Genomic DNA, 23,354 nt, shown 5'->3' on the forward strand with positions numbered 1-23,354 from the left:
GTAGGTTGGCGCCGAGCATAGCGAGGCCCAACGGTGCGATGTCTCGGCCGCGCTGTGTTGGGCTTCGTACCTCAGCCCAACCTACGGGATGGTGCCGCAATGGGCTGGATCGCCCCGCACTGCAAAACGAAAACCCCGGGCATTTGCCCGGGGTTTTCGTGTCTGCCTGTCAGAGGGTGAAGGGCAGGTTCAGCTTGGCCCAGAACATCTCGCCTTCCGGGCGGTTCTCCACGGCGAATTCCTTGGCCCAGCGCATCTCCACGCTGGCGTACTTGAGGAAGGTGAGGTGCACGGCCGGGCCGATGGCGAAGACCTGGCCGCGCACGCCGTCGTCCACGTCCTCGCCCATGAAGGACACCGTCCTGCCGAACTGCTTGTCGTCGGTGGTCTGCTTCACGTAGTAGCCGTTCAGGCCCAGGCGCAGGTTGTCGGTCACCCGGTAGCTGGCGGAGTAGTCGAAGTGGAACAGCTGCCCGGAGCGGTAGTCGGTGTCGTGGTTTTCCTCGTTGAAGCTGTAGGTGGCCTTGATCGACAGCTCGGTGCGGTCGTCGGGCAGCCAGGTCGCCGAAAGCATCGGCTTGTAGGTGTAGAAATTGTTGCTGGTGTTGGCCGGGCGCGCGGCGTCGTAGCTGCCGGTGGGGATTGTGATCTCCAGGGCGGCGCCCAGGGTCAGGTCCTTGCCCATGTCCCAGAGGATGACGGGTGCGACGGTGGTGTCGCCCTGGCTTTCGCGTTCGCCCTGCATGCCGAACATGGCCACCTGCTGGCGCATGTAGGGTTGTGCGACGTAGCCGCCGACGCGGCCGCCGAACAGCCGCAGCGGGCTGAGGTAGTCCAGGCGCGGGATGAGCGCGTCGGAGGTGATCTTCACGTCCGGCACCTTGCCGCCGAGGGAGCTGATGTCCAGCTTCTTCGACTCGTAGTGGTTGTAGTAGAGGTTGAAGGCGAACATGTGGTCCGGCAGGTTGTTCACGTCCAGTGGCAGGACGAAGAAGCCGTCGGTGCCGGGGCCGATGTTGTCGACACCGTTTTCGGTGGCCTGGGCCGGTGAGGAGAGGGAGGTCGCAATGGCGAGGGAGGCTGCCAGCACGGACAGCCGGGGGACACGGGTCGGTTTCATAGTGAGCTCATTTCTTATTGTTGGCGGACGGCTCCGGGGCGTGGCCCGGGCCGCTGCATAGAAATAAGCGCTCAAGGCCAAGGGATGCAGGGCATTGCCGGACAACCAGGGGGCCTTTCGGGGCCAGGCCGCAATATTCAGTTACACCCTCATCTGGGACACCCGCTAACGCGATATGATGGCGCCGCCACGCCCCACCCCAGAACAAGAATTCCGGGCGCGTGGCTGGGGAACCGCTCGTCATGTCCATTACCACCACCGATGCCCAGTTCGACCTCGCCCTGGTTTCGCCCTTCCTCCTGCAGACCCTTGCGGAGGTGGCGCACGACAAGGGCGTCAGCGGCGAACGCCTGTGCCGCGGGCTCGGCTTCACCCTCGAAGAGCTGCAGGACCCTGCCCAGCGCATCTCCTACCGCCAGGCCGTGACCATGATCCAGCGCGCGCTGGCCGCCTTGCCCGAGCGCGGCCTCGGCCTCTGGGTCGGGCACCGCAACGTGCTCGGCACCCTCGGCCTGCTGGGCCATGTGCTGTCCCTGTGCAAGACCCTGCGCGACGCCTTCGAGATCGGCCAGCGCTTCCAGCACACCTCCGGCGGCATGGCCGTCTACACCCTGCGCGAGGGCGCGGGCGAAAGCTTCGTCGAAGTGGAATGCCGGCTGCCCTACGCCGATGTGCAGCTGTTCGCGGTGGAGGAGTTCTTCGCCAGCCTGGTGGTCTACAACAACGCGCTGATCGGCAGCGAGTTCCAGCCCCTGCGCTTCGAGTTCACCCACGCCGCGCCGGCCTACGAGGCCGAATACCAGCGCCTGCTGGGCCCCAACCTGCACTTCGGCTGCCTGCACAACCGCATGGTGATCGACAGCCGCTGGCTGGACATGCAGCTGCCCAGCCACCAGCCCGTCGCCCTGCGCCAGGCGCTCAACCTGCTGGAGCTGGAGTGTGCCCAGGTGCAACAGAAGATGGGCCTGCTGCAGACGGTGGAGCGCGCAATCGCCCGCGACCTGGCCCAGGGCTGCCATATCGACAAGGTGGCCAGCGAGCTGAACATGAGCAGCCGCACCCTGCGCCGCCGCCTGACCGAGCACGACATGACCTTCGACGCCCTGCAGGAGCAGGTGCGCCGCGCGCGGGCCATGAGCCTGCTGAGCAACCCGGAGATGCCCATCGAGCGTATCGCCGAAGAGCTGGGCTACAGCGACATCCGCGGCTTCCGTCGGGCCTTCAAGCGCTGGACGGGGCTCAGTCCTTCGGCGTATCGCGATGAGGCGCCATCCCTATCCACGGGCGCTGACTAGCTAGCGGGCTGGGCGGACGCATCCCCCCAGCCAGCCATCCTTTCACTCAGTACTGACAGAACCTGATGCGGTTGCCGAAGGGGTCGTACACCTGCAGCTCCTGGCCCCAGTCCTGCTGGACGATGTCCGGGCGGCCGTAGTTGTAGCGCTTGCCGAGCAGCTCATCGCGCAGGGCGGTGATGTTGCGCATGGGCACGAAGAGCGTGGCGCCGGGGCTGGCGTCGCCGTGGTGCTCGGACAGGTGCAGCTTGAGCCCGACGCGGTCGAGGCCGAGGTACAGCGGCAGGTCCGCTTCGAAGCGGTGTTCGAACTCGATGGTGAAGCCGAGGAAGTCGCAGTAGAACTCCCGCGCCTTGGCCTCATCGAACATCCGCAGGATGGGGATGCTGCGTTCGAAGACGATGCCCTGCGGCTCGCCCGGGAGCATGGCCGAGGCGGTGTTCCAGTCGCGGTAGCCGAGTTGCTGGGCGACCAGTTCGAGGGCGGCGGAGTGGCTGATGTCGTGGTTGCTCGCCGCGAGCTGGGCCCGCAGCCGCTTGGCCATGAGCTTGGCCTGTTCGAGGGTGTGCATGATGCCTCCAGAGGTCGAAGCCTGAGGGTGCTCGCATTGCCGATCTTCGACATTCAAGAGGGTGCTGAATGGGAGGGGGTGGAGCGATGCTTTCACCGTCCCCGAAGGGTGCGAGCGGCAGGCAGCAACGGCCTCGGCGGATGATAGGCGAGGCATTTCGAGGAGGGAAGGGCTTCTGTGTCGGCAAGCCCGTTCGTGGTGAGGGGGGATCCGCGAACTAGCGTTGTGGATCGCGCTGCAGGGCGAGCAGCGCCAGGGCCGCGATCCAGATCACCGAGACCCCGTAGTTGAGCCGTTGGTAGAGGCCGAAGAGGTGGCCATCGGCGAAGGCCTTGCCCATCAGCGCCACGGTGGCCAGGGCCAGCACCACGCAGAGCGCCGAGAACAGCCCGAAGCCAGGGGCGCCGAGCAGGCGCCGGCCGAGAAACACCCACAGTGCGCTGGCCAGGGTCAGCGAGAGGAACATCACCAGCCCCGCCAGGTTGTGCACCTGTTGCGAGAGCGACGGTTGTGCCGGTGCGCAGCCCTGGTCGCAGGCGAAGTAGCCGGTGGCGAAACTGGCCAGGCCGTGCAGGGCGATCAGTGCAGCGCTCAGCAGGGCCAGGCGCGAGGCCCGGAAGCGCCTCGCCACACCCACCGCGAAGAGCAGGAACAGCAGCCCCAGGGGCGCGTTGTTCACCCAGGCGGAGAAGCCCCGGCTAGGCGCGCCTGCGGCCCCCAGCTGGCTCATCGCCTGGTCGAGGTGGCTGTAGCCGGGGTAGGCGAGCGCGGTCAGCGCGACACCGGCGAACAGCCAGAACGGAATCAGCACGCCCAGCCCCAGCAGGGCCCGGTCAATCGTCTTCACGGCAGTACTCCCACTCATCACGGATAGCGTTCCGACTCCTGCGGAATCACGGCTCCATGCTAGGGCGCGCCCCTGCCGACGCTTACCGAATTTTTTGCAAGGCAGCTTGCGCATGCGTCATCCTGTCGCCCCATCGATCCACGGATGGCCACCGATGACCAGACGCCTGCCCAGCACCTCCGCCTTGCTCGCCCTGGAGGCTGCCGCGCGCCACCAGAGCTTCGCCAGGGCCGCGCAGGAACTCTCGCTGAGCGAAGGCGCCATCAGCCGGCAGATCGCCAAGCTGGAACAGTTCCTCGGGGTGCGCCTGTTCCTTCGCGTGGGCAACCGGGTCGAGCTTTCGAGTGCCGGTACCCGCTACGCGGCGCAGATGCGCACACTGCTGGCGGACATGGAGCGCCACACCCGCCAGGTGATGAGCGAGACATCCGCTGGTACCGCCCTGGAGATCGGCGTCATCCCCACCCTGGCCAGCCGCTGGCTGATTCCCCGGCTCGCACGCTTCCGCCAACGCCACCCTGATATCGAGATCAACCTGCGCGAGCGCACGCAGCCCTTCACCCTGGAGGACAGCGACTTGCACGCGGCGATCAACTACGACCACCCCATCTGGCGTTCCATGCAGGTGCAGCCGCTGTTCGAGGCGCCGATGGTCGCGGTCTGCCACCCGCGCCTGGCGGACGAGGTGCACGCGCGCATGCCGCTGCTGCACAAGCACGAGAGCCCCTATGGCTGGTCGCGCTACGCGGAGCTGGCCGGCATGGCCCTGCCCAGCGCCACCACGGGCCCGGTCTATGATCGCTATGCCTTGCTCATCGAGGCTGCCAAGGCGGGCTTCGGCATGGCGCTGGTGCCGCGCCGCTACGTCGAGGACGACCTGGGCGAAGGCCGGCTGAGCGCGCCCTGGCCGACGCTGCCGCAACTCAGCGAGCGCTATGTACTGGTGACCCGGCCCGCCGCCGAATCGCCACCTGCGCTCGCGACCTTCACCCGCTGGCTGCTCGCCGAAGGCGAAGCTCCATCGCCGATGTGACGACCCCCGTTTCCGAGCCACCCGACCCCGAGGACCCCCGATGTTGACCAAGGCCTTTCAGTACAAGTGCTGGGCGGACCGCCGTGCGCTGGAGGCCATCGGCCTCATCGACGCCGAGCGCTTCCCCGAATCGCTGGCCTTCACCCTGCAACAGCTCAACCACATGGTGATAGTCGAGGACCTGTTCCGCGCGCGGCTCATGGGCACGGCGGAACCGCACCCGGCCACCAACACCGAGGCGGTGCCGGGCTATGAGGTGTTGCGGCGCCGGCTGCTCGCTTCCGGCCAGTGGTACGCCGAGCAGGTGGCGGCGCTGGAGCCTGCCGCCGCCGCCGAGGCAATCACCTTCCGCTTCACCGATGGCCGCATGGGCCGGCTGACCCGCGAGGAGATGTTCTTCCACGTGCTGAACCATGCCACCTACCACCGCGGCAACATCGCCCACGCGCTGGACCTGGCCGGCGTGGCGCACCCGGCGGACACCTACACGGTGTTCGTACACGCCACCGAGCCGGCGCGCCGGGAAACCACCTGACGGCCCCTAGGGGCGGGTGTCTTCCGCGCCGGCCAGGGGTTGTTCGAGGCGCGGCTTGTAGAACAGCAGGCGCTTGGTCTGTGCCGTGCGGGTGAACTTCTTCGCCCAGGACGGCGAGACGTTGCGATCGTGGAAATACAGGGCGCCGTGGGTGCGGTCCTGCAATTGCCCGTTGAGGGCCTTGCGGGCGATTTCGCGGGCGAGGGTGAAGCGTTCTTCTTCCACGGCTTCATCGGGGCGGCCGTCGCACCACCAGGAGAACTGGCAGCTTTTGCTTTCCGAGCCTTGCTTGACCACCGCGCAAACGGTCTTGGGGAACTGCTCGTTGCCGAGGCGGTTCATCACCACGTTGGCCACCGACTCCATGTCCTGCGCCGGGGCGCCCTTGGCTTCCCAGTAGATGGAGCGGGCGAGGCAGGTGATGGGGTCGTCCAGCGGTGCTTCGCCGGCCGGGTCCACGGCCTTGGCTTCGCTACGGGTGATGGGCGGGGTGCCAGCGGGGAGCGGCGCCTGGTTGGCGGCTTTTTCTTCCAGCACCTCGGCCTTGGTTTCCGCCGCCTGGGCTTTTTGCCGGGTTTCCCCGGCGAAGGTTGGGCCGCCGATCAGCAGGGCGGCGACGCAGAGCATTCCTGATATCCAGCGCATGATCGACCTCGCCATCGCTGTGCGTTCGAGGCCGCCCCTGGGGGCAAGGCGGGGCGGTTGTCGGCGTGGCTGCCGTCTGGCTTGCCGCGCTTGAGGGATAGACTGCGGCGCCGCTCAATCATTCCCCGGTGGCGGGCGCGACCTGGGTGAAGGCCAGGGTGTAGCCGTTGCAGTCGCGGATGCCGAACTCCCTCGAGCCGTAGTCCATCTCCTGCAGGGGCCAGGCGATCTCGGCCTTGCCCTTTACCTGTTCGTAGTAGCGGGCGACATCGGCGACGGCGAGGTAGAGAGTGCCGGAGCAGGCAACGGGAGCGGCCCACAGGTCCTGCTCGGTGAAGATCAGGCGGCAATCCTGCAGCTGCACGGTGAGGCTCGCGTGCGCCGAGTCGAGGGTGGTGAAGCCCAGGGCATCGCGGTAGTGACGGCGGGTGGCGTCCAGGTCGTGGCAGCGCAGCAAGGGCGTGAGCGGCATGGGGGGCTCCGGTGGCGTGGCTCGAGGTCACTTTTTACCGGGGTCGGAACCGTCTTGCCAGCTGCGCCTACGACATGCCGCTGCCCGCGCGGTTTTCCCGTTCGGTGATGGCCTGGGTGAAGGCCAGGAAGGCGTCCAGTGGCAGCGGCTTGCTCAGCAGGTAGCCCTGGAACTGCGCGCAGCCGTGGCGCAGGAGGAAGTCCTTCTGGGCTTCGGTCTCCACCCCTTCGGCGATCACCGTCAGTCCCATGCTCTGGCCCAGGGCAATGACGCTGCGCACGATGGCTTCGCTGCTGGCGTCGGTGAGCAGGTCGCAGATGAACGAGCGGTCGATCTTCAGCTTGCCCAGGGGCAGCCGCTTGAGGTGGCTGAGGGAAGAGAAGCCGGTGCCGAAGTCGTCCAGGGAGAAGGACACGCCGTGCTGCACCAGGACCGACATCTTCTGCGTCAGGTCTTCCAGGTCCTGCACCAGCACGGTCTCGGTCAACTCCAGTTCCAGGCGCCGCGCGTCCATGCCGTAGCGCCGCAGCATCTCCAGGACTTCGGGCACGAAGCTGGCCTGGCGGAACTGCTTCTGGCTGATGTTGACGGCCAGGCACAGGTCGCAGCGGGTCGGGTCGTCCGCCCAGGTGCGCAGTTGCGCGCAGGCCTGTTCCAGCACCCACTTGCCGATGGGGATGATCAGCCCGCTGCGCTCGGCGTGGTCGATGAACTCGCCGGGGGGCAGCAGGCCCCGCTGCGGATGGCGCCAGCGGATCAGCACCTCGGCGCCGATCACCCGGCCGGCAACGTTTAGCTGAGGCTGGTAGTGGAGTTCGAACTGCTGTTCACGCAGCGCGGCCTGCAGCTCGCGCTCCAGCACCGAGCGCTCGGCGGCGTCGGTCTGCAGCACGTGGAGCAGGGCGAAGAACATCGCCATCGCCGCCCCGGCCTGGCCCCAGGAACCTGGTGTGCGCACCTCGTCCGGCAGGCTGTAGCCGAGGATGGGCGCCCAGTTGCTGGAGGCGAGGCAGGTGAAGGTGAGCAGGCACAGCAGGGCGATGCCGTAGCGCAGCCACGGGCCCTCGTCGCGGAACGCCATCAGCGCGGCGAGGGTGAGGGGTAACAGGTACAGGTGGGTGGCACGGGGCGCGGCGGCATTGGGCACGTCGAGCACGATGGCGGTGCCGGCGATGATCACGATCAGCACGCTGAACAGGATGAGGTTGGCGCTGCGGGCCTTGTTGCGCACGGTGAGCATCAGCACGGTGAGGCCGGAGACGATGAGCACCGCATCCATCGCGACGATGGCCCAGAACCCCTGCAGGGCAAAGATCACCGCCCAGATCACCCCCAGCACCAGCATCACGCAGCTCGCCAGCAAACGCATGCGCCGCTCGCGGCGTTGGGCCACCGACACCAGGTCGGCGGCGTGCCAGAGCTGTCTGACGCGCTTGAAGAAGCGTGATTTCGCAATCATTCGGCGTTCCCGTACAGCCTGCTCTCCACATGGCTCCCTGCAGGCTGGAGTGGATTATAGAAGGCGCTTTTCGAGGGCGTCGGGATGGCGATGCCGCCGCTGGAGAAAGTGACCTGGAGCAACGGGTTGGCGGTGAACGGCGCGGTGCCGCAAAGCCGGCCCCCGGGCCGGCTTCGTCGTTTTCGGTTTCAGCTCAGATGGGCATCGCGCTATGGGGGATGATCGCGCCCGGGTGCTGGATCACGGCTGCAGCCAGGCGGTGCCCGCTTTCCGCCGCCAACCGGAGTGGCTGCTGCTGGATGCGTGCGGCGAGGTAGCCGGCGGCGAATGCATCGCCCGCCGCGCAACTGTCCACCACCCGGGCCACCGGTTGGGCGGGGACCTCGATGCGCTGCTCCGCCGTGGCCACCAGGCAGGGCTCGCCTCCGCGCTTGATCACCACTTCCATGCAGCCCAGGCCCAATGCCCGATCAGCAACTGCCTGTGCGCCCAGCGTGCCGTGCAGCAGGCATTCGTCAGCCAGCGTCAGCAGGGCGGTATCGGTCAGTGCCAGTACCTGATCGTGAACCGGGCGGGCTTGCGCGGCACTCCAGAGTGCTGGCCGCAGGTTGTTGTCGAAGCCGATCCGACCCCCTTCGGCCTTGAACGCGGCGAGCGTGGCCAGCAGCTCCTCCCGGCGCGACTGCGGGAACAACGCGAGGCTGATGCCGGAAAGATAGAGCATGTCGATGCGTGAGCGGTCGACCCAGCGCGCCAGTGCGGCGCCGCTGGAGAAACAGTGGCGTGCGGCACTGTCTTCGCGCCAGTAGTGGAAGCGCCGTTCGCCCAGCGCGTCCACCTCCACCAGGTAGAGGCCGGGGCGACGACCCGGCAGCCGTAGCACTTCCCGGGTGTCGATGCCTTCTTCGATCCAGCGTTGCTCCATCTCCTCGCTCAGGGTGTCGTCGCCGAGGGCGCTGAGGTATTCGACCCGGTGCGCCGTCCCGGCCAGCAGGCGGGCGAGGTAGAGCGCGGTATTCAGGGTGTCACCGCCGAAGCCGCGCCGCAGCGGATTGCCGGCGAGCTCCACCATGCATTCTCCAAGGCAGGCGATGCGCATGCGGCTACCTCCCTTCGGGCGCACGGTAGGCGATGCAGTCGACCTCGACCCGGCAGTCGATGACCATGCTGGAGACCACGCAGGCCCTGGCCGGAGGGTGGTCGCCGAAGAACTCGAGGAACACCGCGTTGAAGGCGCCGAAGTCCCTCGGGTCATCCAGCCAGACCCCGCAGCGCACCACGTGCTCGGGTCGATAACCGGCCTCGTCGAGTATCTCCAGCAGGTTGTTCAGGCACTGGCGGGCTTGCGGGACGATGCCGCCATCCACCAGCACACCGTCGCGGAGGGGCGTCTGCCCGGAGACGTGGAGCCAGCCATCGGCCTGTACGGCGCGGGCGAAGGGCATGGGCTGGCCGGCGGTGCCGCTGGCGCGGGTATAGCGTTTGAGTTCGCTCATGGGGCGCTCCTTTCAGTTCACGGGGGAGGGGATGTCGCGGGCCAGGAAGCGGCCCGCCCTGTCTGGGAAGGCCTCGCCCGGGCAATAGGCCAGGGTGCCGTTGACCCAGACGGCGTGGATGCCGGTGGCAGGGCGTTGCGGGTCGGTGTAGCTGGCGACGTCGGAAAGGGTCAGGGCGTCGAACAGCACCAGATCGGCCCAGTAGCCGCTGGCGACCACGCCTCGCTCCTGCAGGCCGAAGCGGTTGGCCGGAAGCGAGGTCATCTTGCGCAGTGCCTCTTCGATGCTGAACAGGCCGATATCCTGGGCGTAGTGGCCGAGCACGCGGGGGAAGGTGCCCCACAGCCGCGGGTGGGGTTGCGGGTCTTCCGGGAGGCCGTCCGAGCCGATCATGGTCAGCGGGTGGGCGAGGATGCGCTGCACGTCCGCTTCGCTCATGCAGTGGTACACCGCGCCGGCGGGCTGCAGGCGGCGCGCGGCTTCCAGCAGGGGAAGCGCCCAGTCGGCAGCGATCTGCACCAGCGTGCGCCCGGCCATGTGGGGGTGCGGCTCCGACCAGGTGATGAGGATTTCGTAGGCGTCGGTGACCTGCTTGAGGTCGAGGGTGGACGAGCTGGCGGCGTAGGGGTAGCAGTCCCAGCCCAGGGGTTGCCCGGTGCTGGCGGCGTCCAGGTGGGCGAGCACCTCGGCGCTTCGACCCCAGTTGCCGACACCGGCGCATTTCAGGTGGGACACCACCACCGGCCTGTCGATATGGCGGCCTGTCGCGAGCGCTTCGTCCAGCGCACCGAGGATGCCGTCGAACTCGTCGCGCAGGTGGGTGGTGTAGAGCCCGCCAAAGCGGGTCAGTTCTTCGGCCAGTTGGCGCACCTCGTTGGCGTCGGCTGCATGGGCCGAGGCATAAGCCAGGCCGCTGCTCAGGCCGATGGCGCCCTCGGCCAGGCTGGCTGCCAGCTCGCTGCGCATTGCGCGTATCTCGGCTTCCGTGGCGCTGCGGTCGAGGCGGTCCAGGTGGTTGTTGCGCAAGGCGGTGTGCCCCACCAGTGCCGCGACGTTGACCGCCGGACGGACCCGCTCCACCGCCGCGCGATAGTCCGAGAAGCGCGGGTAGCAGAAGGCTTCGGCCGTCCCGAGCAGGTTCATCGGGTCCGGCGGAGAGCCGGTCAGGCGCACGGGGGCGGCACTGATGCCGCAGTTGCCGACTACCACCGTGGTCACGCCTTGGCTCAGCTTGGGCAGCATGGCCGGATTACGGATCAGCGCCAGGTCGTCGTGGGTGTGCACGTCGATGAAGCCCGGGGCCAGGATCAGCCCATCGGCATCGACGGTGCGCTCGGCTGTGGCATTGCCGGCCTCACCGATCAGGGTGATGCGGCCGTCCAGCAGGCCGACGTCGGCGACGAAGCCTTGCGTCCCGCTGCCGTCCATGACCTGTGCGTCGCGGATCAGTGTGTCGTAGTGGTTCATGTGTCAGTCCCCCAGCGGAAGTCGGTCCTCGCCCTGGCGATAGCCGTCCAGCGCCAGCTTCACCCGGCGCAGGAGTTCCTGGCTGGCTTCGGCGTTGCGCAAGGCGAGCTCGGTGGCGAGGAGGTCGATGATCAGCAGCATCCCGTAGCGGGCGGCTGTCGGTTTGTGGATGAACTCGGTTTCGTCCAGGTGCACGGGCAGCACGATGTCGGCCAGCGCGGCGAGGGGGCCGTCCGCTCGGGTGAGGGCGAGTATCCGGGCACCGTAGTCCCTGGCCAGGCGCAGGACGCTCGGCAGGTCGGGCGGCGTGCCGGTGAGCGACAGCACGATCAGCAGGTCGTCCTCCGCCAGGGTGGAAGCCACCATGCGCATCATCACCGGGTCGTGGTAGGTGGACACCGGATAGCCCAGCCTCACCAGCCGGAACTGGAACTCGGTCGATAGCAGCGTGGAGCAGCCGCCCATGCCGAAGGCGTAGAGGCGGTGGGCGGAGGCCAGCAAATCCACTGCGGCGGTCAGGCGCGCCTGGGCGAGCCCGTCGAGATGGCGGCGCAGGCTGTCTTCCACGTCTGCCAGGATCTGTTCGTGGAAAGGCAGCGCCGGTGTGGCAGCCCCGGCGAGGAAGCGACGGCCGACCAGGGAGGCCCGGGCCAGCTTGAGTCGCAGGTCGCGCAGGTCGTTGCAGTCCATCAACCGGGCGAAGCGCGACATCGCGGCTTTGCTCACCCCGGCCTTGGCCGCCAGTTGATCGATGCTGGCCGCGGCTGCGAAGGCCACGTCGTGCAGCACGGTCTCGGCGATGCGCGCCGCGTTGCCACTGAGCCGGCCCTGGCGGCTGCGGATGGTGTAGAGGATGTCCATCACAGCACCAGGGCCAGGCCGCAGGTGAGGGCCAGGGCGACCACCGATATCAGCGTTTCCAGGACCGTCCAGGTCTGCAGGGTCTGCACCACGGTCATGTTGAAGTACTCCTTTATCAGCCAGAAGCCGCCATCGTTGACGTGGGAGAGAATCAGCGACCCCGCGCCGGTGCTCAGTACCAGCAGCTCCGGGTGCGGGTAGCCGCTGGCCAGCGCAATGGGGGCGACGATGCCGGCGGCCGTGGTCATGGCGACGGTGGCCGAGCCGGTGGCGATGCGCATCAATGCCGCCACCAGCCAGCCCAGCAACAGCGGCGAGAGCTCGAAGCGGGACGACAGGGCGACGATCTCGGTGGTGATGCCGGTTTCGATGAGGATGCGGTTGAGGCCGCCGCCGGCACCCACCAGCAGGGTGATGGCGGCGGTGGGGGCCAGGCACTCGGTGCTGAACTTGAGAATGGAATCGCGGTTGAAACCACGGGCCAGACCCAGGCTCCAGAAGCTGAACAGGGTGGCGATCAGCAGGGCGATCACCGAGTTGCCGACGAAGGACAGGAACTGGTTAAGCCCGCTGCCCCGGGTGCTCAGTTGATCGGCCCAGCCGCCAAGCAGCATCAGCGCCACCGGCAGCAGAATGGTGCCGATGGTGATGCCGAAGCCCGGCAGCGAGGCCACGGGCTTGCCGGAGCCGAGCAGTTGTTCACCGATGGGGTTGTGGGCGGGCAACTGGATGCGCGGGGCCACGAGCCGGGTGAAGAGGGGCCCGGCGATCGCCGCCGTGGGGATGCCGACAACGATGGCGTAGAGAACCGTCCTGCCGACCTGCGCCGAGTATTCACCCACCGCCAGCATGGCCGCCGGGTGTGGGGGCACCAGCCCATGCACCACTGACAGCCCGGCCACCATGGGCAGCCCGGTCATCAGGATCGATACCCCGACCTGTCGGGCCACGGTGAAGGCGATGGGCACCAGTAGCACGAAGCCCACTTCGAAGAACAATGGCAGCCCGCAGAGGAAGGCGATGGCGGCCATGGCCCAGTGCGCGTTGCGCTCACCGAAGCGGGTGATCAGGGTCTGGGCGATGCGTTCCGCGCCGCCCGATTCGGCCATCATCTTGCCGAGCATGGTGCCGAGGGCCACCACCAGCGCGATATGGCCGAGCGTCCTGCCGACGCCGGCCTCGTATGCGCCCATGATGTCCTGGGCCGGCATGCCGGTGGTCAGGGCCAGGCCGATGGACACCAGGGTGATGACGATGAAGGGGTTGAGCCGATAGCGCGCGATCAGCAGCACCAGGGCGATGATGGCGAGCAATGCATGGATCAGCAGGTAGGTGCCGGAACTGGCGGGCATGGTGTGCTCCTTTTCTCGGGGCAAAGGCCGGCCGCCCCGCCTGATGAGGCGGGAAGCGGCTCGTTCCACGGGGTGAGCTAGAAGAAGGTTTCCACCGCGCCGATGACCCGGTAGTGGTCATCCACCAGCAGCAACTGGCGCCACTTGTCGAAGGTCAGGCAGGGGTGGGAGATATCGAACGCAAGCAGGTCGCCCACTTGCAGGTCAGCGTCGGGGGGCATTTCCAGGAAGGCGTGCTGATCCATCATCCGCGTGATCTTCCAGGCAGCCGGAGCGACCACCGGCGGCGCCTCGCGTCCAGGGCGGTGGTGAAGCGCCGGCAGGGGCATGCCCGCATCGAACGCGGCATCGCGCTTGCCCAGGCCGATGATCGCCAAGCCCGGTTCGGGCCGCGCCTGCACATGGGCCCAGAGCTGCAGCGCTGGCAGCAGGCTGCTACCCATTTCCCTGGCCACGGTGTTGCTGGCGTGGATCCGCTGGGCCGCTTCGCGGTAGATGCCTTCGTCGTGGGTCAGGTAGCAGCCCGGGCGCAGGATCACCTGCAGGGGCTGGCCGATGTCCTGGCCGCCGAAGGTTTCGGCGACCACGTCGTACCAGGCGGAGCCCGCGCCGGAGAGGATCACCTCGGGCTCGTCGAAGCAGCCCCTGGCGGCCAACTGCCGCGTGCGTTCCAGTACATGGCGCAGCAGGTTCCGAACGCTGGGCTCGTCCTGCAATACGCCTTCGTAGACTTCACAGCCCACCAGGCTGAGGGTGCCGGGCCAGCGTCCGATGGCTGCGAGCACCTCGGCTTCCTGTCGCTCGTCACGGATACCGGTGCGACCGCCTTGAACGCCGAACTCCAGCAGCACCCGCAGGCGTTGGCCGGTGGCGGAGAAGTGGCGCCCCAGTGCCTCGACGTTGGTGCTGGAATCCACCAGGCAACAGAAGCTGAAGCCTGGGTCCCGGAGCAGGTGCGCGACCAGCGTCATGTTCGCCTTGCCTACCAGTTGGTTGGCCATCAGCACGCGCCGCACGCCGTGGTTGTAGGCGGCCTGCACCTGTGGAGCGGTGGCCAGGGTGATGCCCCAGGCGCCCTGTTCGAGCTGCATGCGGAACAGTGCGGGGCTCATGGTGGTCTTGCCGTGGGGTGCCAGCTGTACGCCGTAATGGCGGATGAACCGGCTCATCCACGCCAGGTTGTGTTCGAGGCGGCTCTGGCGCAGTACAGCGACCGGCAGGCTGACATCGTCGGCGAGGATGTCCCAACCCAGGTTCGCAACGTCGGTGATGCGGCAGCCGCTGGGCGCCGGACCGAGGCCTTTGCCGTTGGGGTCGAGCGGCCGTTCTTGAAATTTGTTTTCAGCCATCGAGTCTTCCTCCTTGGTTCGCTGAAAACAAGTACCACTACCTCCCGGCGTTCCGCTACGTGCCGGCGGGCCTGCCTTGCAGCCTCGGAGCTGGAGGGGAAACGCGGGCGGATCTGCGGCAAACAGCGTATTGCCGGGGTGTGGACCAGATTCCTTGTCGTGGCTTCGTGTTCTCTGACCTGCGCTGTTCCTGATTCTCGAACTCGGGTGGTCGGGTACGCTGGCGGTGCGAGACGGTACATCGACTGGCATCCGGCTAGCGCCGACTCATGGACTCATCGTGCGGTGAGTATCGCGCTCAACGACGCGCCAGGTTTGCAGATCAAGGATGCGCGCATGCTTTTGGCTGAACGCCCGGCCGTTGGCCAGGGTCCACCCTAGGTCATGCCGAATGAGCTGGAGGTTGAGATGAGACGGCTGAATCTTCCGTTGCTGCTGCTGGTCGGCGCCGTTTCCACGGCGGTGCTGGCCGATGACGAGGACCTGACCATGGAGCAGGAGCGCGACCAGATCGGCGCCAACATGGAGGCCGAACGCAAGGGCGAGCAGCCGGCGTTGAACAATTCCGGGGTGCCGTCTTCGGCGGCTACGCCAGGCGCCGAGGGCTCCGGTCGCTCGGTGGGGACGCCGACCTCTACCACGCGCAATCCAGCCACCGCGCCGGGCTCGCCGACCCCTGGCCAGGGCAGCTCCATCGCGGCTCCCGGTACACCGACGACGGGGCAGGGCATGCCGACCAACGCGCCGGGCAATCCGACCACGGGACAGGGGCGTTCGACGGCGTTGCCCGGCACCTCCACCGCCGCGCCCGGCGCGCCGACCACCGGCCAGGGCAGTTCGACCACGGGGTCGGGCACTGCGGGTGGAGCGGCGGGCGGTGCTGGAGGCGCGGGCGGTAGTAACTAGCGGATCAGGCCTGGGCGAAGCGGCTTTCGAGGTAACGGATGATGTCGTTGGATTCGTACATCCAGCGGCTTTCGCCGTTTTCGTCGATGCGCAGGCAGGGCACCTTGACCTTGCCGCCGCCGGCCAGCAGGGCCGCGCGGTGGCTTTCGTCGTTCTTGGCATCACGCAGCTGCACCGGCAGGTTGAGGCGGTGAAGGGTGCGGCGGGTCTTCACGCAGAAGGGGCAGGCGTGGAACTGGTAGAGGGCGAGGCCGGCGGTTTCCTCCTCGACCCGGGCTTGCGCCTCGGGGCTGCGGCGCAGCTTGCGCGGGCGGGTGACGAGGTCGATGAGGATGATCAGTTGGCCCAGGCCGATGCGGAGTGCCTTGATGAACACGGTTGGTAACCCTTGCGGCGGAAAACGGGCCGGCAGTCTACCCGATGCACGACGCGGCGGCCGGCTTTCATGCCAATCGGTCGCGGCAGCAGAGCAGTGAATCCATGACGAAGGCGGCGGGCAGCTGGAACTGCCGGCGGATCGGCGGGCTGCCGAGTTCGCCCTTGAGCGCCACCTCGTTGGCGAGCTGGCGGTCGATCTCGTGGCGGGCCTCGATGTTCTTGGCCACGCCGCCCACCGAGCCGTGGGCGTAACCCATCAGCGAAAAGCCGTTGGTCATCAGCGCCAGGCCGGCGAGCAGGAGAAGCCGTTTGCGTTGTGCCTTCATGGCGATCTCGCTCCTCAGCCGCTTTGCCGTCTACTGACCGGTTTCTGGCTCATCAGCATCGCCGGCACGCTCTGGCTGAGCTGCTGGTAGAAGCCCATGGAGCCGTCCACCGGGCTGACACCCAGGCGGGCCTTTTCATAGCTGAAGCTCACCACCAGCAGCAGGGAGATGGCGATGGTGTAGAGCCCGAGCGAAGCCAGGGCGCCATTGCGTGCGTATTTGAGGGTGAGGTTGCTCATGGTGGTTTCCGCTTGGCTGTTCCGTGGAGTGGGCACAGCTTCGCGAAAAGCGATTCGATAGAAAAACGGATATCAGGCATTTCAACTATCGACGAAACCAATAGGTCTGGGCGGGTTCGTAAAATTTTATTGACGATCGATGCAAGTGCCTGAGTGGCAAGGGAATCTGCTGAAAGGCCGCCCTATGTGGGGCCTCCGGTGCTGTTCTCTATCCCGCTGTTAGTCAGCCTCTATGGTGCTTCGGTGTAGGCGCTATTTCCTTATAGGGGCGCCTGTGTTAAATAAATCGCACACTTTGCGCTGCCCCTTTCATTGCTTCAGGAAGTCCGCCATGCCGTTACGTATCTGCATTCTGGAAACCGATCTCCTTCGCCCCGAACTGGTCGACCAGTACCAGGGCTACGGGAAGATGTTCGAGCAGCTGTTCGCCAAGCAGCCGATCGAGGCCCAGTTCAGTGTCTACAACGTGGTGGAGGGCAACTACCCGCCGCCCGGTGAGCGCTTCGATGCCTACCTGGTGACCGGCAGCAAGGCCGACTCCTTCGGTGACGACCCCTGGATCCAGACCCTGCGCACCTACCTGCTGGAGCGCTTCGAGAATGGCGACAAGCTGCTGGGCGTGTGCTTCGGCCACCAGTTGCTGGCGCTGCTGCTGGGCGGTCGCACCGAGCGTGCGACCCAGGGTTGGGGCGTCGGTACCCACGCCTATCGCATCGCCGAGCAACCGGCCTGGATGAGCCCGGCGCTGGACCAGCTGACCCTGCTGATCAGCCACCAGGACCAGGTCACCCAGCTGCCGGAGAACGCGACCCTGATCGCCTCCAGCGACTTCTGCCCGAACGCCGCCTACGCCATCGGCGACCAGGTGCTGTGCTTCCAGGGCCATCCGGAGTTCATCCACGACTATTCCCGCGCGCTGCTGGACATCCGCCAGCAGTTCCTCGGCGATGAGATCTACGGCAAGGGCGTCGCCAGCCTGGACAAGCAGCACCAGGGCACGACGGTGGCGGAGTGGATGATGCGTTTCGTCGCCCAGGGCCGTAACGCGGCCTGACCGCTTCGTGTCATGAAAAAGCCCGCCTGATGGCGGGCTTTTTCATGGGCGCGCGGCGAGGCTCGTGGCTAGAGCCAGCCCGAGCGCTTGAAGCTGGCGAACAGCCCGGTGCAGCCGACGGCGATGAAGCCGAGCACGCCGAAGTAGCCGTAGTGCCAGGTGAGTTCCGGCATGTTCTGGAAGTTCATCCCGTAGATGCCGGCCACGGCGGTGGGGAAGGCGAGGATGGCGGCCCAGGCGGCGAACTTGCGTTGCACCACGCTCTGGCGCGAGGACTCCAGCAGCAGGCCGATCTCGATGGCGTGGTCGGCCATTTCGCGCAGGCCGGTGAGGTCTTCCAGCAGGCGGTTGACGTGGATGGCGATGTCGCGGAAGTAGGGCCGCATGTTCTTGTCGATGAAAGGGAACTCCAGGCGCTGCAGCTCCTGGCAGATTTCCGCCAGCGGGCCGATGTAGCGGCGCAGGCGCAGCAGGTCGCGGCGCACGCCCTGGATGTGCTCGACATCTTCCTGGCTGAGGGGGCGGTCGAGCACCAGTTGCTCGAGGGCTTCGAGTTCCAGGTGGTAGCCGTCCATCAGCGGGCGGTAGTTCTCGATGACGAAGGCCAGCAGCGCGTAGAGCACGAAGTCCTCGCCATGCTCCAGCAGCAGCGGGCGCGCTTCGCAGCGCTGGCGAACCTGGGAGTAGGGCGCCGATTCGCCATAGCGGGCGCTGATCACGTAGCCGGTGCCGGCGAACAGCTGGGTCTCGACGAAGGTCAGGCCATCGCCGGTGCGGATGGGCGAATAGAGCACCAGGAACAGCGCGTCGCCGAAGGTTTCCAGCTTGGGCCGGGTGTGGCGCACCAGGGCGTCTTCGAGGGCCAGTTCATGCAGGTCGAACTGGCGCTGCAGGTTGGTCAGCTCCTCGGCGCCGGGGTCGTGCAGGCCGATCCAGACGAAGTGGCCGGGCTTCTTCGCCCACTCCTTGCCCTCGTCGAGGCTGATGTCGGTGATCTTCTTGCCCTTGGCGTAGACGGCTGCGGCAACCACGTGACCCATGCGCTGGTTTTCCTTGTTCGAATGGTGAGCGGCGGTGAGCTTAACCCGCCCCTGCTTGAGAGTGTCGGTGGATGCGGGGAGTTCTTCCACAAAGGCGGGCACTTCGGCCGAATTACCCGGCGGGTCATGGTGCCGGCGCGGCGCTTGCTCTAGATTCGGCGGCTCCCGCTCATAACAAGGAGAACAGGCGTGAACGAGGCATTCCCTTTCGCTGCGGGCACCTTCGACTGCCCGGTGACGATCCATCCGGGGCAACCGGGTGCGCCGGCCCTGGTGGTGATGCCCGCCATGGGCGTGGCGGCGCGCAAGTACGAGGCGCTGGCCCAGGCATTGGTGGCCGCCGGCTGCAATGTGCTGGTGGCCGACTGGCCGGGCCAGGGCACCAGCCAGCCGCGCCCGGACCGTCGGCATGACTATGGCTACCGCGAGCTGGTGGAGGATTTCGTGCCCAAGCTGCTGGCCATGGCCGCGCGGCATTTCCCCGGTAGCCGCCAGGTGTTGCTGGGGCACAGCTTGGGCGGGCATGTCGCCGCGCTTTACGCCGCGGCCAACCCGGATGCCGAGGTGGCGGTGATCGGCGTCGCCTGCGGCAACATCCATTACCGCCACTGGCGTGGCCGCAAGCGCCTGATGACGCCGCTGGTGGCGCTGAGCTTCAACCTGATGACGGCGGTGCTCGGCTACCTGCCGGGGCCGCGCATCGGCTTCGGCGGCTATGAGGCGCGCAGCCTGATCCGCCAGTGGGGGCGGGTGGCCTTCAGCGGCAATTTCAAGCATGTGGGCCTGCCCCTGGCGGAGCCGGCGCGGGTGGGCGTGACCTCGCTCTTCGTCAATATCGAAGGCGATAACTTCTCGCCGGAAGCCTCCACCCTCGGCCTGGCCGCGCTGGTCCAGGCACCGGCCCGGGTGCAGCGCCTGCCGTCGCCACGGCCACCCCACGAAAACCCCCACAGCGCCTGGCTGCGAGCGCCGGGTTCGGTGGCGGAGTTCGTGCTGGGTTGGTTGGTGGAGCGGGGCATCCTGATTGCACAGGGGCAGGCTTCGAGCCGCGTGGGCTGAAGCCCACCCTACAAGCCCGCCCAAACGAAAAAGCCCGGCATCGAGCCGGGCTTTTTTCATGGGCGGGCGATCAGGCCTTGGCCAGTTCGCGGTCCATGGCGTTGATGCAGTCGAGCATCTTCTGCCGGCATTCCTCGATGAGCATGGGCAGGTCGTCCAGGCTCAGGCCGGCGGTGGGGATGGCGGGCAGGGCGCGGATGATGACCTTGCCGCTGTTCCAGCTGTTCAGGCGCATCTGCTTGACGTAGTTGCTGACGCACACCGGGATGATCGGCACGCCGGCGGCGATGGCCATCTGGAAGGCGCCGCGCTTGAACTGCAGCAGCTCCTCGCCGAGGTTGCGGGTGCCTTCGGGGAAGACCCAGATGGAGGTGTCTTTATTGCGTAACGTCTCGGTGGTGGTGAGCATCGCTTCGCGGGCCTTGCGGGCGTTGCCGCGGTCGATCAGCACGTTGCCGGCGAGCCAGTAGAGCTGGCCGAAGAAGGGCACCCACTTGAGGCTCTTCTTGCCGATGCTGACGGTGCGTGGCGGTACCACGCGGCCGAGTACGTAGAGGTCGTAGTTGGACTGGTGGTTGGCGACGATGACGCAGGCCTTGTCGTGCTCCAGCAGCTTCACGTCGGGCTTCACGTCCAGGCGCAGGATGCGCAGCGCCGGCAGGGAGTAGAAGCGGGCGCAGAGGCGGCTGTTATCCGGGTTGAATGGGCGGCAGATGCCGAGCAGCAGGCCAGCGATGCCGGCGATTATGAAGTGCACGCCCATGAGGATCGTGCGCAGAAGGAAAAGCATCGATATCGCCCAGTCAGACAAAAGGCGCGCAGTGTACGGGTGTGCACTTTATTGGGCAATTGCTGCCGGTCAGGGGGTTGTAACCTTTTCTGTACCGCTGGCCGTGGCAGGGAGGAACTCCGGCGAACTGTAGTATTCGGCCAGCCGGTCGAGGGTGCCGTTGGCCTGCACCTGGGTCAGCGCCGCGTCGAAGCGCTGCATGAAGTCGGCCTTGTACGGATAGGCGGCTGCATTGAGGCGGGTGAAGCCGAGGTGGCCGCGTTCGCTGGCCAGAACCGGGCCTTCCACCAGGCTGATGGCCTCTTCTTCGGTGATGCTGCCGTCTTCGCGCATCTGCCGCAGCTCCCAGAGGATCGACAGGCGATCGTTGATGTAGACGTCGATCCGCTGGCGCAGCAGCTTGAGCAGGTTGGTGCGGTTGTCGCGGGCGTAGGACTGGTCGATCTCGCCGTTCTCCACCATTTCCCGGTAGCGCGCGTCGTTGACCGTGACGAAGCCGCTGTTGAGGCCGATGCGCAGCCCGGCGTAGGCGGCGGGGAAGTCGTCGAAATGCCGTGTGCCGGCAAGGCCGGGGCGGATGAATACGGCCAGGCGCTCTTCCATGATCGGCCGCGAGTACTCCATCCACGGGCGTTCGTCCGGGCGGTAGTAGGGCGGGTAGAGGGCGAAGGCGTTGCCCTTGGCCACTTCCGCCAGGCCGCGCGGCCAGGGCACCGGGCGGATGGTGACGTGGTAGCCCGGCATCAGGGCGAAGACCCTGCGCAGGATGTCGGTGTAGAGCCCCTTGGCCTCGCCATTCTCCTCGTAGCTGTAGGGCGGATAGCCCGAGTCGCAGAGGATGGTGACCTCGATGGGCGTTGGTGCCTGGGCACGGCACAGGGCCGTGGCGCAGAGCAGGGCCACCAGCAGAAATGCGCGCATGGCATGCCTCCGGCAAAGCGGCCGCGCTTCATGCGCGGCCTGCCCGGGTCAGATCTTGAAGCGGCTGAGCAACCTGTCCTGCTGGCCGACCTGTTCCACCATCACCGCGCATTGGCGCACCTGCTGCTCGGCACCGCCGGCAACCTCGTGGCTGATGTCGCGGATGTTGGTGGTGTTGCGGTTGATCTCTTCGGTGGTGGCGCTCTGCTGCTCGGCGGCGGTGGCGATCTGCAGGTTCATGTCGTTGATGCGGTTGATGGCATCGCGGATGCGCCCGAGCATATCGTTGGCCGCGCCGGCATCGTCGGCGGTCTTGCTGGCGGTGTCGCGGCTTTGCTGCATGCGCTGCTCGGCCTGGCGGACGCCGGTCTGCAGCTGGTCGATCATCTGGCGGATTTCCTGGGTCGACTGCTGGGTGCGCGAGGCGAGGGAGCGCACCTCGTCGGCCACCACCGCGAAACCACGGCCGGATTCGCCGGCCCGCGCCGCTTCGATGGCGGCGTTGAGGGCGAGCAGGTTGGTCTGGTCGGCGATGCTGGTGATCACCGAGAGGATGGATTCGATGCTCTGGCTGAGCTTGGCCAGCTCGTTGATGGCCTGGCCGGTGTCGTCCATCTCGTTGGCGAGCTGCTTGATCGCCTCGGTGGAGCGGGAGACCACGGTGACGCCGTTCTCGGTCTCCTCGTTGGCGGCCAGCGCGGCCTGGGCGGCGGCCTGGGCGTTGCGCGCCACCTCCTCGGCGGTGGAGGCCATCTCCTGCATGGCGGTGGCCAACTGGTCCAGCTCCATCAGCTGTACCTGCAAACGGTTGGCGGCCTGGCCGGCTTCGTTGGAGGTGAGGTCGGTGCTGCCGCGCACCTGCTGGGAGCTGCCCATCACGTCGCCGATCAGGGTCTGCAGGTTCTGCAGGAAGCTGTTGAACTCGCGGGCCACCAGGGAGATTTCGTCGTTGCCGGCGGCCGGCAGGCGCTTGGTCAGGTCGCCCTGGCCACTGTTGATCTCGTGCAGCGAGTCGCCCAGGGCATCCAGCGGGCGCAGCACGCTCTTCATCAATACGCCCAGCAGCACCAGGCTGATGATCACGCCCAGCACGGTACCGACCACGGCGCGCCAGCTGAGGGCGTTGGCTTCGGCCATCACCTTGCTCTGGTCGAGCACCACGCCTATGTACCAGTCCATGCCCTTGAGGTTGGGCAGCGGGGTGAAGGACACCAGCAGTTGCTTGTCGCCGGTGTCGACTTCCTGCAGGTCCTTGTTCAGGGCCGGGCTCTTGCCGCCGAACAGCTCGCTGTAGGGCTTGCCGTTCAGTTGGGTGTCGGGGTGGGAAATGATGTTGCCGTTACGGCTGAGCAGGAAGGCGTAGCCGGCCCCGTTGAAGTCCAGGGTGTTGACCGCGTCGGCCACGGTCTTCAGGCGGATGTCGCCGCCCATCACGCCGAGGAACTTGCCGGCATCGGTGATGCGGGCAACGGCGGAGATGAGGATCTCGCCCGTGGTGGAGTCGACGTAGGGCTCGGTGAGCACCGCCTGGCTGCCGGCCTTGCCGGTGGCGTACCAGGGGCGCTGGCGGCCGTCCCAGTCGGGCTTGGGCTGCCAGGAGGGGTCGTTCTTGATCGGCTTGCCGTCGGCTTCGAGGGCGCCGAACACCAGGATGAATTCGTTCTTCAGCATCGTCGAGTCGACGACACGCTGGGTTTCCTCGGGGCTGTATTTGCTGTCGATGGTCTGGGACATCAGGTCCAGCAGGCGCAGCTTGGCGTTCAACCAGTTCTCGATCTGGCGGGCCAGGGCGTTGCTGGATTCGGAAATGCTGGATTCAGCTTGGGCGCGAAGGGTGCTACGGACCTGGCTCACTTGAGCCAGGGACAGGAGCGCGGTGGTGAGGAAGAGTACTGCAGCGGCGGCAAGGCTGACCTTGTGGGCAATCTTCATGCGGAGCTCCTGGCGAGTGAAATGCCTGATGCCTTCCGTCCGTGCCTGGCGTCATGGCTTAAAAGTAATACAGGTTTTCGTGCTTGTCCGAAGCAAAGTGCCATCATTTGTCGGAAATTTATGCAGCTCGTCTGGGAGGGGAGTTTAGGCGGCTATAGCGAGGCGGGAGGAGGAAATGAAAAAGCCCGGCACAGGGCCGGGCTTTCG

Annotated in this window: 25 protein-coding genes and 1 pseudogene; 6 read left to right on the forward strand and 20 right to left on the reverse strand. The window is 66.8% G+C overall.

All coding sequences use genetic code 11. The features are described 5' to 3' along the window. Positions 1 to 169: 169 nt before the first annotated feature. Positions 170 to 1,120 carry a transporter gene (locus OEJ36_RS20195; protein WP_263403082.1) on the reverse strand — a complete coding sequence of 317 codons (951 nt, stop codon included), beginning with the start codon at positions 1,118 to 1,120 and terminating at the stop codon, positions 170 to 172. 242 nt (positions 1,121 to 1,362) lie between these two features. On the opposite strand from OEJ36_RS20195, the gene OEJ36_RS20200 reads away from it, so the two are divergent. Then, positions 1,363 to 2,415, forward strand: coding sequence for an AraC family transcriptional regulator (locus OEJ36_RS20200; protein ID WP_263403083.1), 1,053 nt, complete (start codon positions 1,363 to 1,365; stop codon positions 2,413 to 2,415). Between the two features lie 46 nt (positions 2,416 to 2,461). On the opposite strand, the gene OEJ36_RS20205 is transcribed toward OEJ36_RS20200, so the two are convergent. Then, positions 2,462 to 2,986: a VOC family protein gene (locus tag OEJ36_RS20205; protein ID WP_263403084.1), complete on the reverse strand. Its 525-nt coding sequence runs from the start codon at positions 2,984 to 2,986 to the stop codon at positions 2,462 to 2,464. 217 nt (positions 2,987 to 3,203) lie between these two features. Further along, the gene (locus tag OEJ36_RS20210) at positions 3,204 to 3,833 is read right to left on the reverse strand and encodes a DUF998 domain-containing protein (protein ID WP_263403085.1); all 630 of its coding nucleotides are present in this window, start codon (positions 3,831 to 3,833) and stop codon (positions 3,204 to 3,206) included. 154 nt (positions 3,834 to 3,987) lie between these two features. Between OEJ36_RS20210 and OEJ36_RS20215 the strand changes: the two genes are divergently transcribed. Together OEJ36_RS20215 and OEJ36_RS20220 are read left to right on the forward strand one after the other, a co-directional pair. Continuing rightward, positions 3,988 to 4,866: a LysR substrate-binding domain-containing protein gene (locus tag OEJ36_RS20215; RefSeq protein WP_263403086.1), complete on the forward strand. Its 879-nt coding sequence runs from the start codon at positions 3,988 to 3,990 to the stop codon at positions 4,864 to 4,866. 40 nt (positions 4,867 to 4,906) lie between these two features. Next, positions 4,907 to 5,401 carry a DinB family protein gene (locus tag OEJ36_RS20220; protein WP_263403087.1) on the forward strand — a complete coding sequence of 165 codons (495 nt, stop codon included), beginning with the start codon at positions 4,907 to 4,909 and terminating at the stop codon, positions 5,399 to 5,401. Between the two features lie 6 nt (positions 5,402 to 5,407). Here the strand turns inward: OEJ36_RS20220 and OEJ36_RS20225 are convergent, their stop codons facing one another. The 9 genes from OEJ36_RS20225 to OEJ36_RS20265 form a co-directional block, all read right to left on the reverse strand. Beyond that, on the reverse strand, positions 5,408 to 6,046 hold the full coding sequence (locus tag OEJ36_RS20225; RefSeq protein WP_263403088.1) for a cell wall hydrolase: 639 nt from the start codon (positions 6,044 to 6,046) through the stop codon (positions 5,408 to 5,410). Between the two features lie 118 nt (positions 6,047 to 6,164). Further along, a complete protein-coding gene (locus OEJ36_RS20230; RefSeq protein ID WP_263403089.1) occupies positions 6,165 to 6,518 on the reverse strand; it encodes a VOC family protein in 354 nt (117 codons plus the stop codon). Between the two features lie 67 nt (positions 6,519 to 6,585). After that, positions 6,586 to 7,977 carry a putative bifunctional diguanylate cyclase/phosphodiesterase gene (locus tag OEJ36_RS20235; protein WP_263403090.1) on the reverse strand — a complete coding sequence of 464 codons (1,392 nt, stop codon included), beginning with the start codon at positions 7,975 to 7,977 and terminating at the stop codon, positions 6,586 to 6,588. 193 nt (positions 7,978 to 8,170) lie between these two features. After that, positions 8,171 to 9,076, reverse strand: a complete 906-nt coding sequence (locus OEJ36_RS20240; protein WP_263403091.1) for a sugar kinase — start codon at positions 9,074 to 9,076, stop codon at positions 8,171 to 8,173. Between the two features lie 4 nt (positions 9,077 to 9,080). Continuing rightward, positions 9,081 to 9,473, reverse strand: a complete 393-nt coding sequence (locus tag OEJ36_RS20245; protein ID WP_263403092.1) for a RidA family protein — start codon at positions 9,471 to 9,473, stop codon at positions 9,081 to 9,083. A 12-nt stretch (positions 9,474 to 9,485) separates the two neighbouring features. Beyond that, positions 9,486 to 10,940 (reverse strand): N-acyl-D-amino-acid deacylase family protein, encoded by a 1,455-nt coding sequence (locus tag OEJ36_RS20250; RefSeq protein ID WP_263403093.1) that lies wholly within the window; start codon positions 10,938 to 10,940, stop codon positions 9,486 to 9,488. A gap of 3 nt (positions 10,941 to 10,943) precedes the next feature. Continuing rightward, on the reverse strand, positions 10,944 to 11,801 hold the full coding sequence (locus OEJ36_RS20255) for a MurR/RpiR family transcriptional regulator (RefSeq protein ID WP_263403094.1): 858 nt from the start codon (positions 11,799 to 11,801) through the stop codon (positions 10,944 to 10,946). After that, positions 11,801 to 13,153, reverse strand: a complete 1,353-nt coding sequence (locus OEJ36_RS20260; RefSeq protein WP_263403095.1) for a GntP family permease — start codon at positions 13,151 to 13,153, stop codon at positions 11,801 to 11,803. Before OEJ36_RS20260 ends, OEJ36_RS20255 begins: the two co-directional genes overlap by 1 nt. A gap of 77 nt (positions 13,154 to 13,230) precedes the next feature. Next, complete coding sequence (locus tag OEJ36_RS20265; protein WP_263403096.1) at positions 13,231 to 14,502, reverse strand: amino acid deaminase; 1,272 nt, start codon at positions 14,500 to 14,502, stop codon at positions 13,231 to 13,233. A 408-nt stretch (positions 14,503 to 14,910) separates the two neighbouring features. Between OEJ36_RS20265 and OEJ36_RS20270 the strand changes: the two genes are divergently transcribed. Continuing rightward, on the forward strand, positions 14,911 to 15,408 hold the full coding sequence (locus tag OEJ36_RS20270) for a hypothetical protein (protein ID WP_263403097.1): 498 nt from the start codon (positions 14,911 to 14,913) through the stop codon (positions 15,406 to 15,408). 4 nt (positions 15,409 to 15,412) lie between these two features. On the opposite strand, the gene OEJ36_RS20275 is transcribed toward OEJ36_RS20270, so the two are convergent. The 3 genes from OEJ36_RS20275 to OEJ36_RS20285 all read right to left on the reverse strand — a co-directional run bounded on the left by OEJ36_RS20275 (position 15,413) and on the right by OEJ36_RS20285 (position 16,351). Then, positions 15,413 to 15,784 carry a glutathione S-transferase N-terminal domain-containing protein gene (locus tag OEJ36_RS20275; protein WP_021216719.1) on the reverse strand — a complete coding sequence of 124 codons (372 nt, stop codon included), beginning with the start codon at positions 15,782 to 15,784 and terminating at the stop codon, positions 15,413 to 15,415. A gap of 67 nt (positions 15,785 to 15,851) precedes the next feature. Beyond that, positions 15,852 to 16,112, reverse strand: coding sequence for a hypothetical protein (locus OEJ36_RS20280; RefSeq protein ID WP_021216718.1), 261 nt, complete (start codon positions 16,110 to 16,112; stop codon positions 15,852 to 15,854). Positions 16,113 to 16,126: 14 nt separating this feature from the next. Next, entirely contained in the window at positions 16,127 to 16,351 is a 225-nt protein-coding gene (locus tag OEJ36_RS20285) for a hypothetical protein (RefSeq protein WP_263403098.1), read from the reverse strand. A 331-nt stretch (positions 16,352 to 16,682) separates the two neighbouring features. Between OEJ36_RS20285 and OEJ36_RS20290 the strand changes: the two genes are divergently transcribed. Continuing rightward, complete coding sequence (locus tag OEJ36_RS20290) at positions 16,683 to 17,405, forward strand: amidotransferase (RefSeq protein ID WP_263403099.1); 723 nt, start codon at positions 16,683 to 16,685, stop codon at positions 17,403 to 17,405. A 68-nt stretch (positions 17,406 to 17,473) separates the two neighbouring features. Here the strand turns inward: OEJ36_RS20290 and OEJ36_RS20295 are convergent, their stop codons facing one another. Beyond that, positions 17,474 to 18,445: a magnesium and cobalt transport protein CorA gene (locus OEJ36_RS20295; RefSeq protein WP_263403100.1), complete on the reverse strand. Its 972-nt coding sequence runs from the start codon at positions 18,443 to 18,445 to the stop codon at positions 17,474 to 17,476. Positions 18,446 to 18,634: 189 nt separating this feature from the next. Here OEJ36_RS20295 and OEJ36_RS20300 point away from each other — a divergent pair, with 189 nt between their 5' ends. Beyond that, on the forward strand, positions 18,635 to 19,504 hold the full coding sequence (locus tag OEJ36_RS20300; RefSeq protein ID WP_263403101.1) for an alpha/beta fold hydrolase: 870 nt from the start codon (positions 18,635 to 18,637) through the stop codon (positions 19,502 to 19,504). 70 nt (positions 19,505 to 19,574) lie between these two features. On the opposite strand, the gene OEJ36_RS20305 is transcribed toward OEJ36_RS20300, so the two are convergent. The 4 genes and pseudogenes from OEJ36_RS20305 to OEJ36_RS30710 form a co-directional block, all read right to left on the reverse strand. Further along, positions 19,575 to 20,294 (reverse strand): lysophospholipid acyltransferase family protein, encoded by a 720-nt coding sequence (locus tag OEJ36_RS20305; protein ID WP_263403102.1) that lies wholly within the window; start codon positions 20,292 to 20,294, stop codon positions 19,575 to 19,577. A gap of 69 nt (positions 20,295 to 20,363) precedes the next feature. After that, on the reverse strand, positions 20,364 to 21,215 hold the full coding sequence (locus OEJ36_RS20310; protein WP_263403103.1) for a substrate-binding periplasmic protein: 852 nt from the start codon (positions 21,213 to 21,215) through the stop codon (positions 20,364 to 20,366). A 48-nt stretch (positions 21,216 to 21,263) separates the two neighbouring features. Continuing rightward, a complete protein-coding gene (locus OEJ36_RS30705; protein WP_371877147.1) occupies positions 21,264 to 22,091 on the reverse strand; it encodes a methyl-accepting chemotaxis protein in 828 nt (275 codons plus the stop codon). Positions 22,092 to 22,121: 30 nt separating this feature from the next. After that, positions 22,122 to 23,147: pseudogene (locus OEJ36_RS30710) on the reverse strand (cache and HAMP domain-containing protein); the annotation flags it as partial. Between the last annotated feature and the right edge of the window lie 207 nt (positions 23,148 to 23,354).

It is taken from the genome of Pseudomonas sp. PDM13, assembly GCF_025685765.1.
Lineage (GTDB): Bacteria > Pseudomonadota > Gammaproteobacteria > Pseudomonadales > Pseudomonadaceae > Metapseudomonas > Metapseudomonas solani.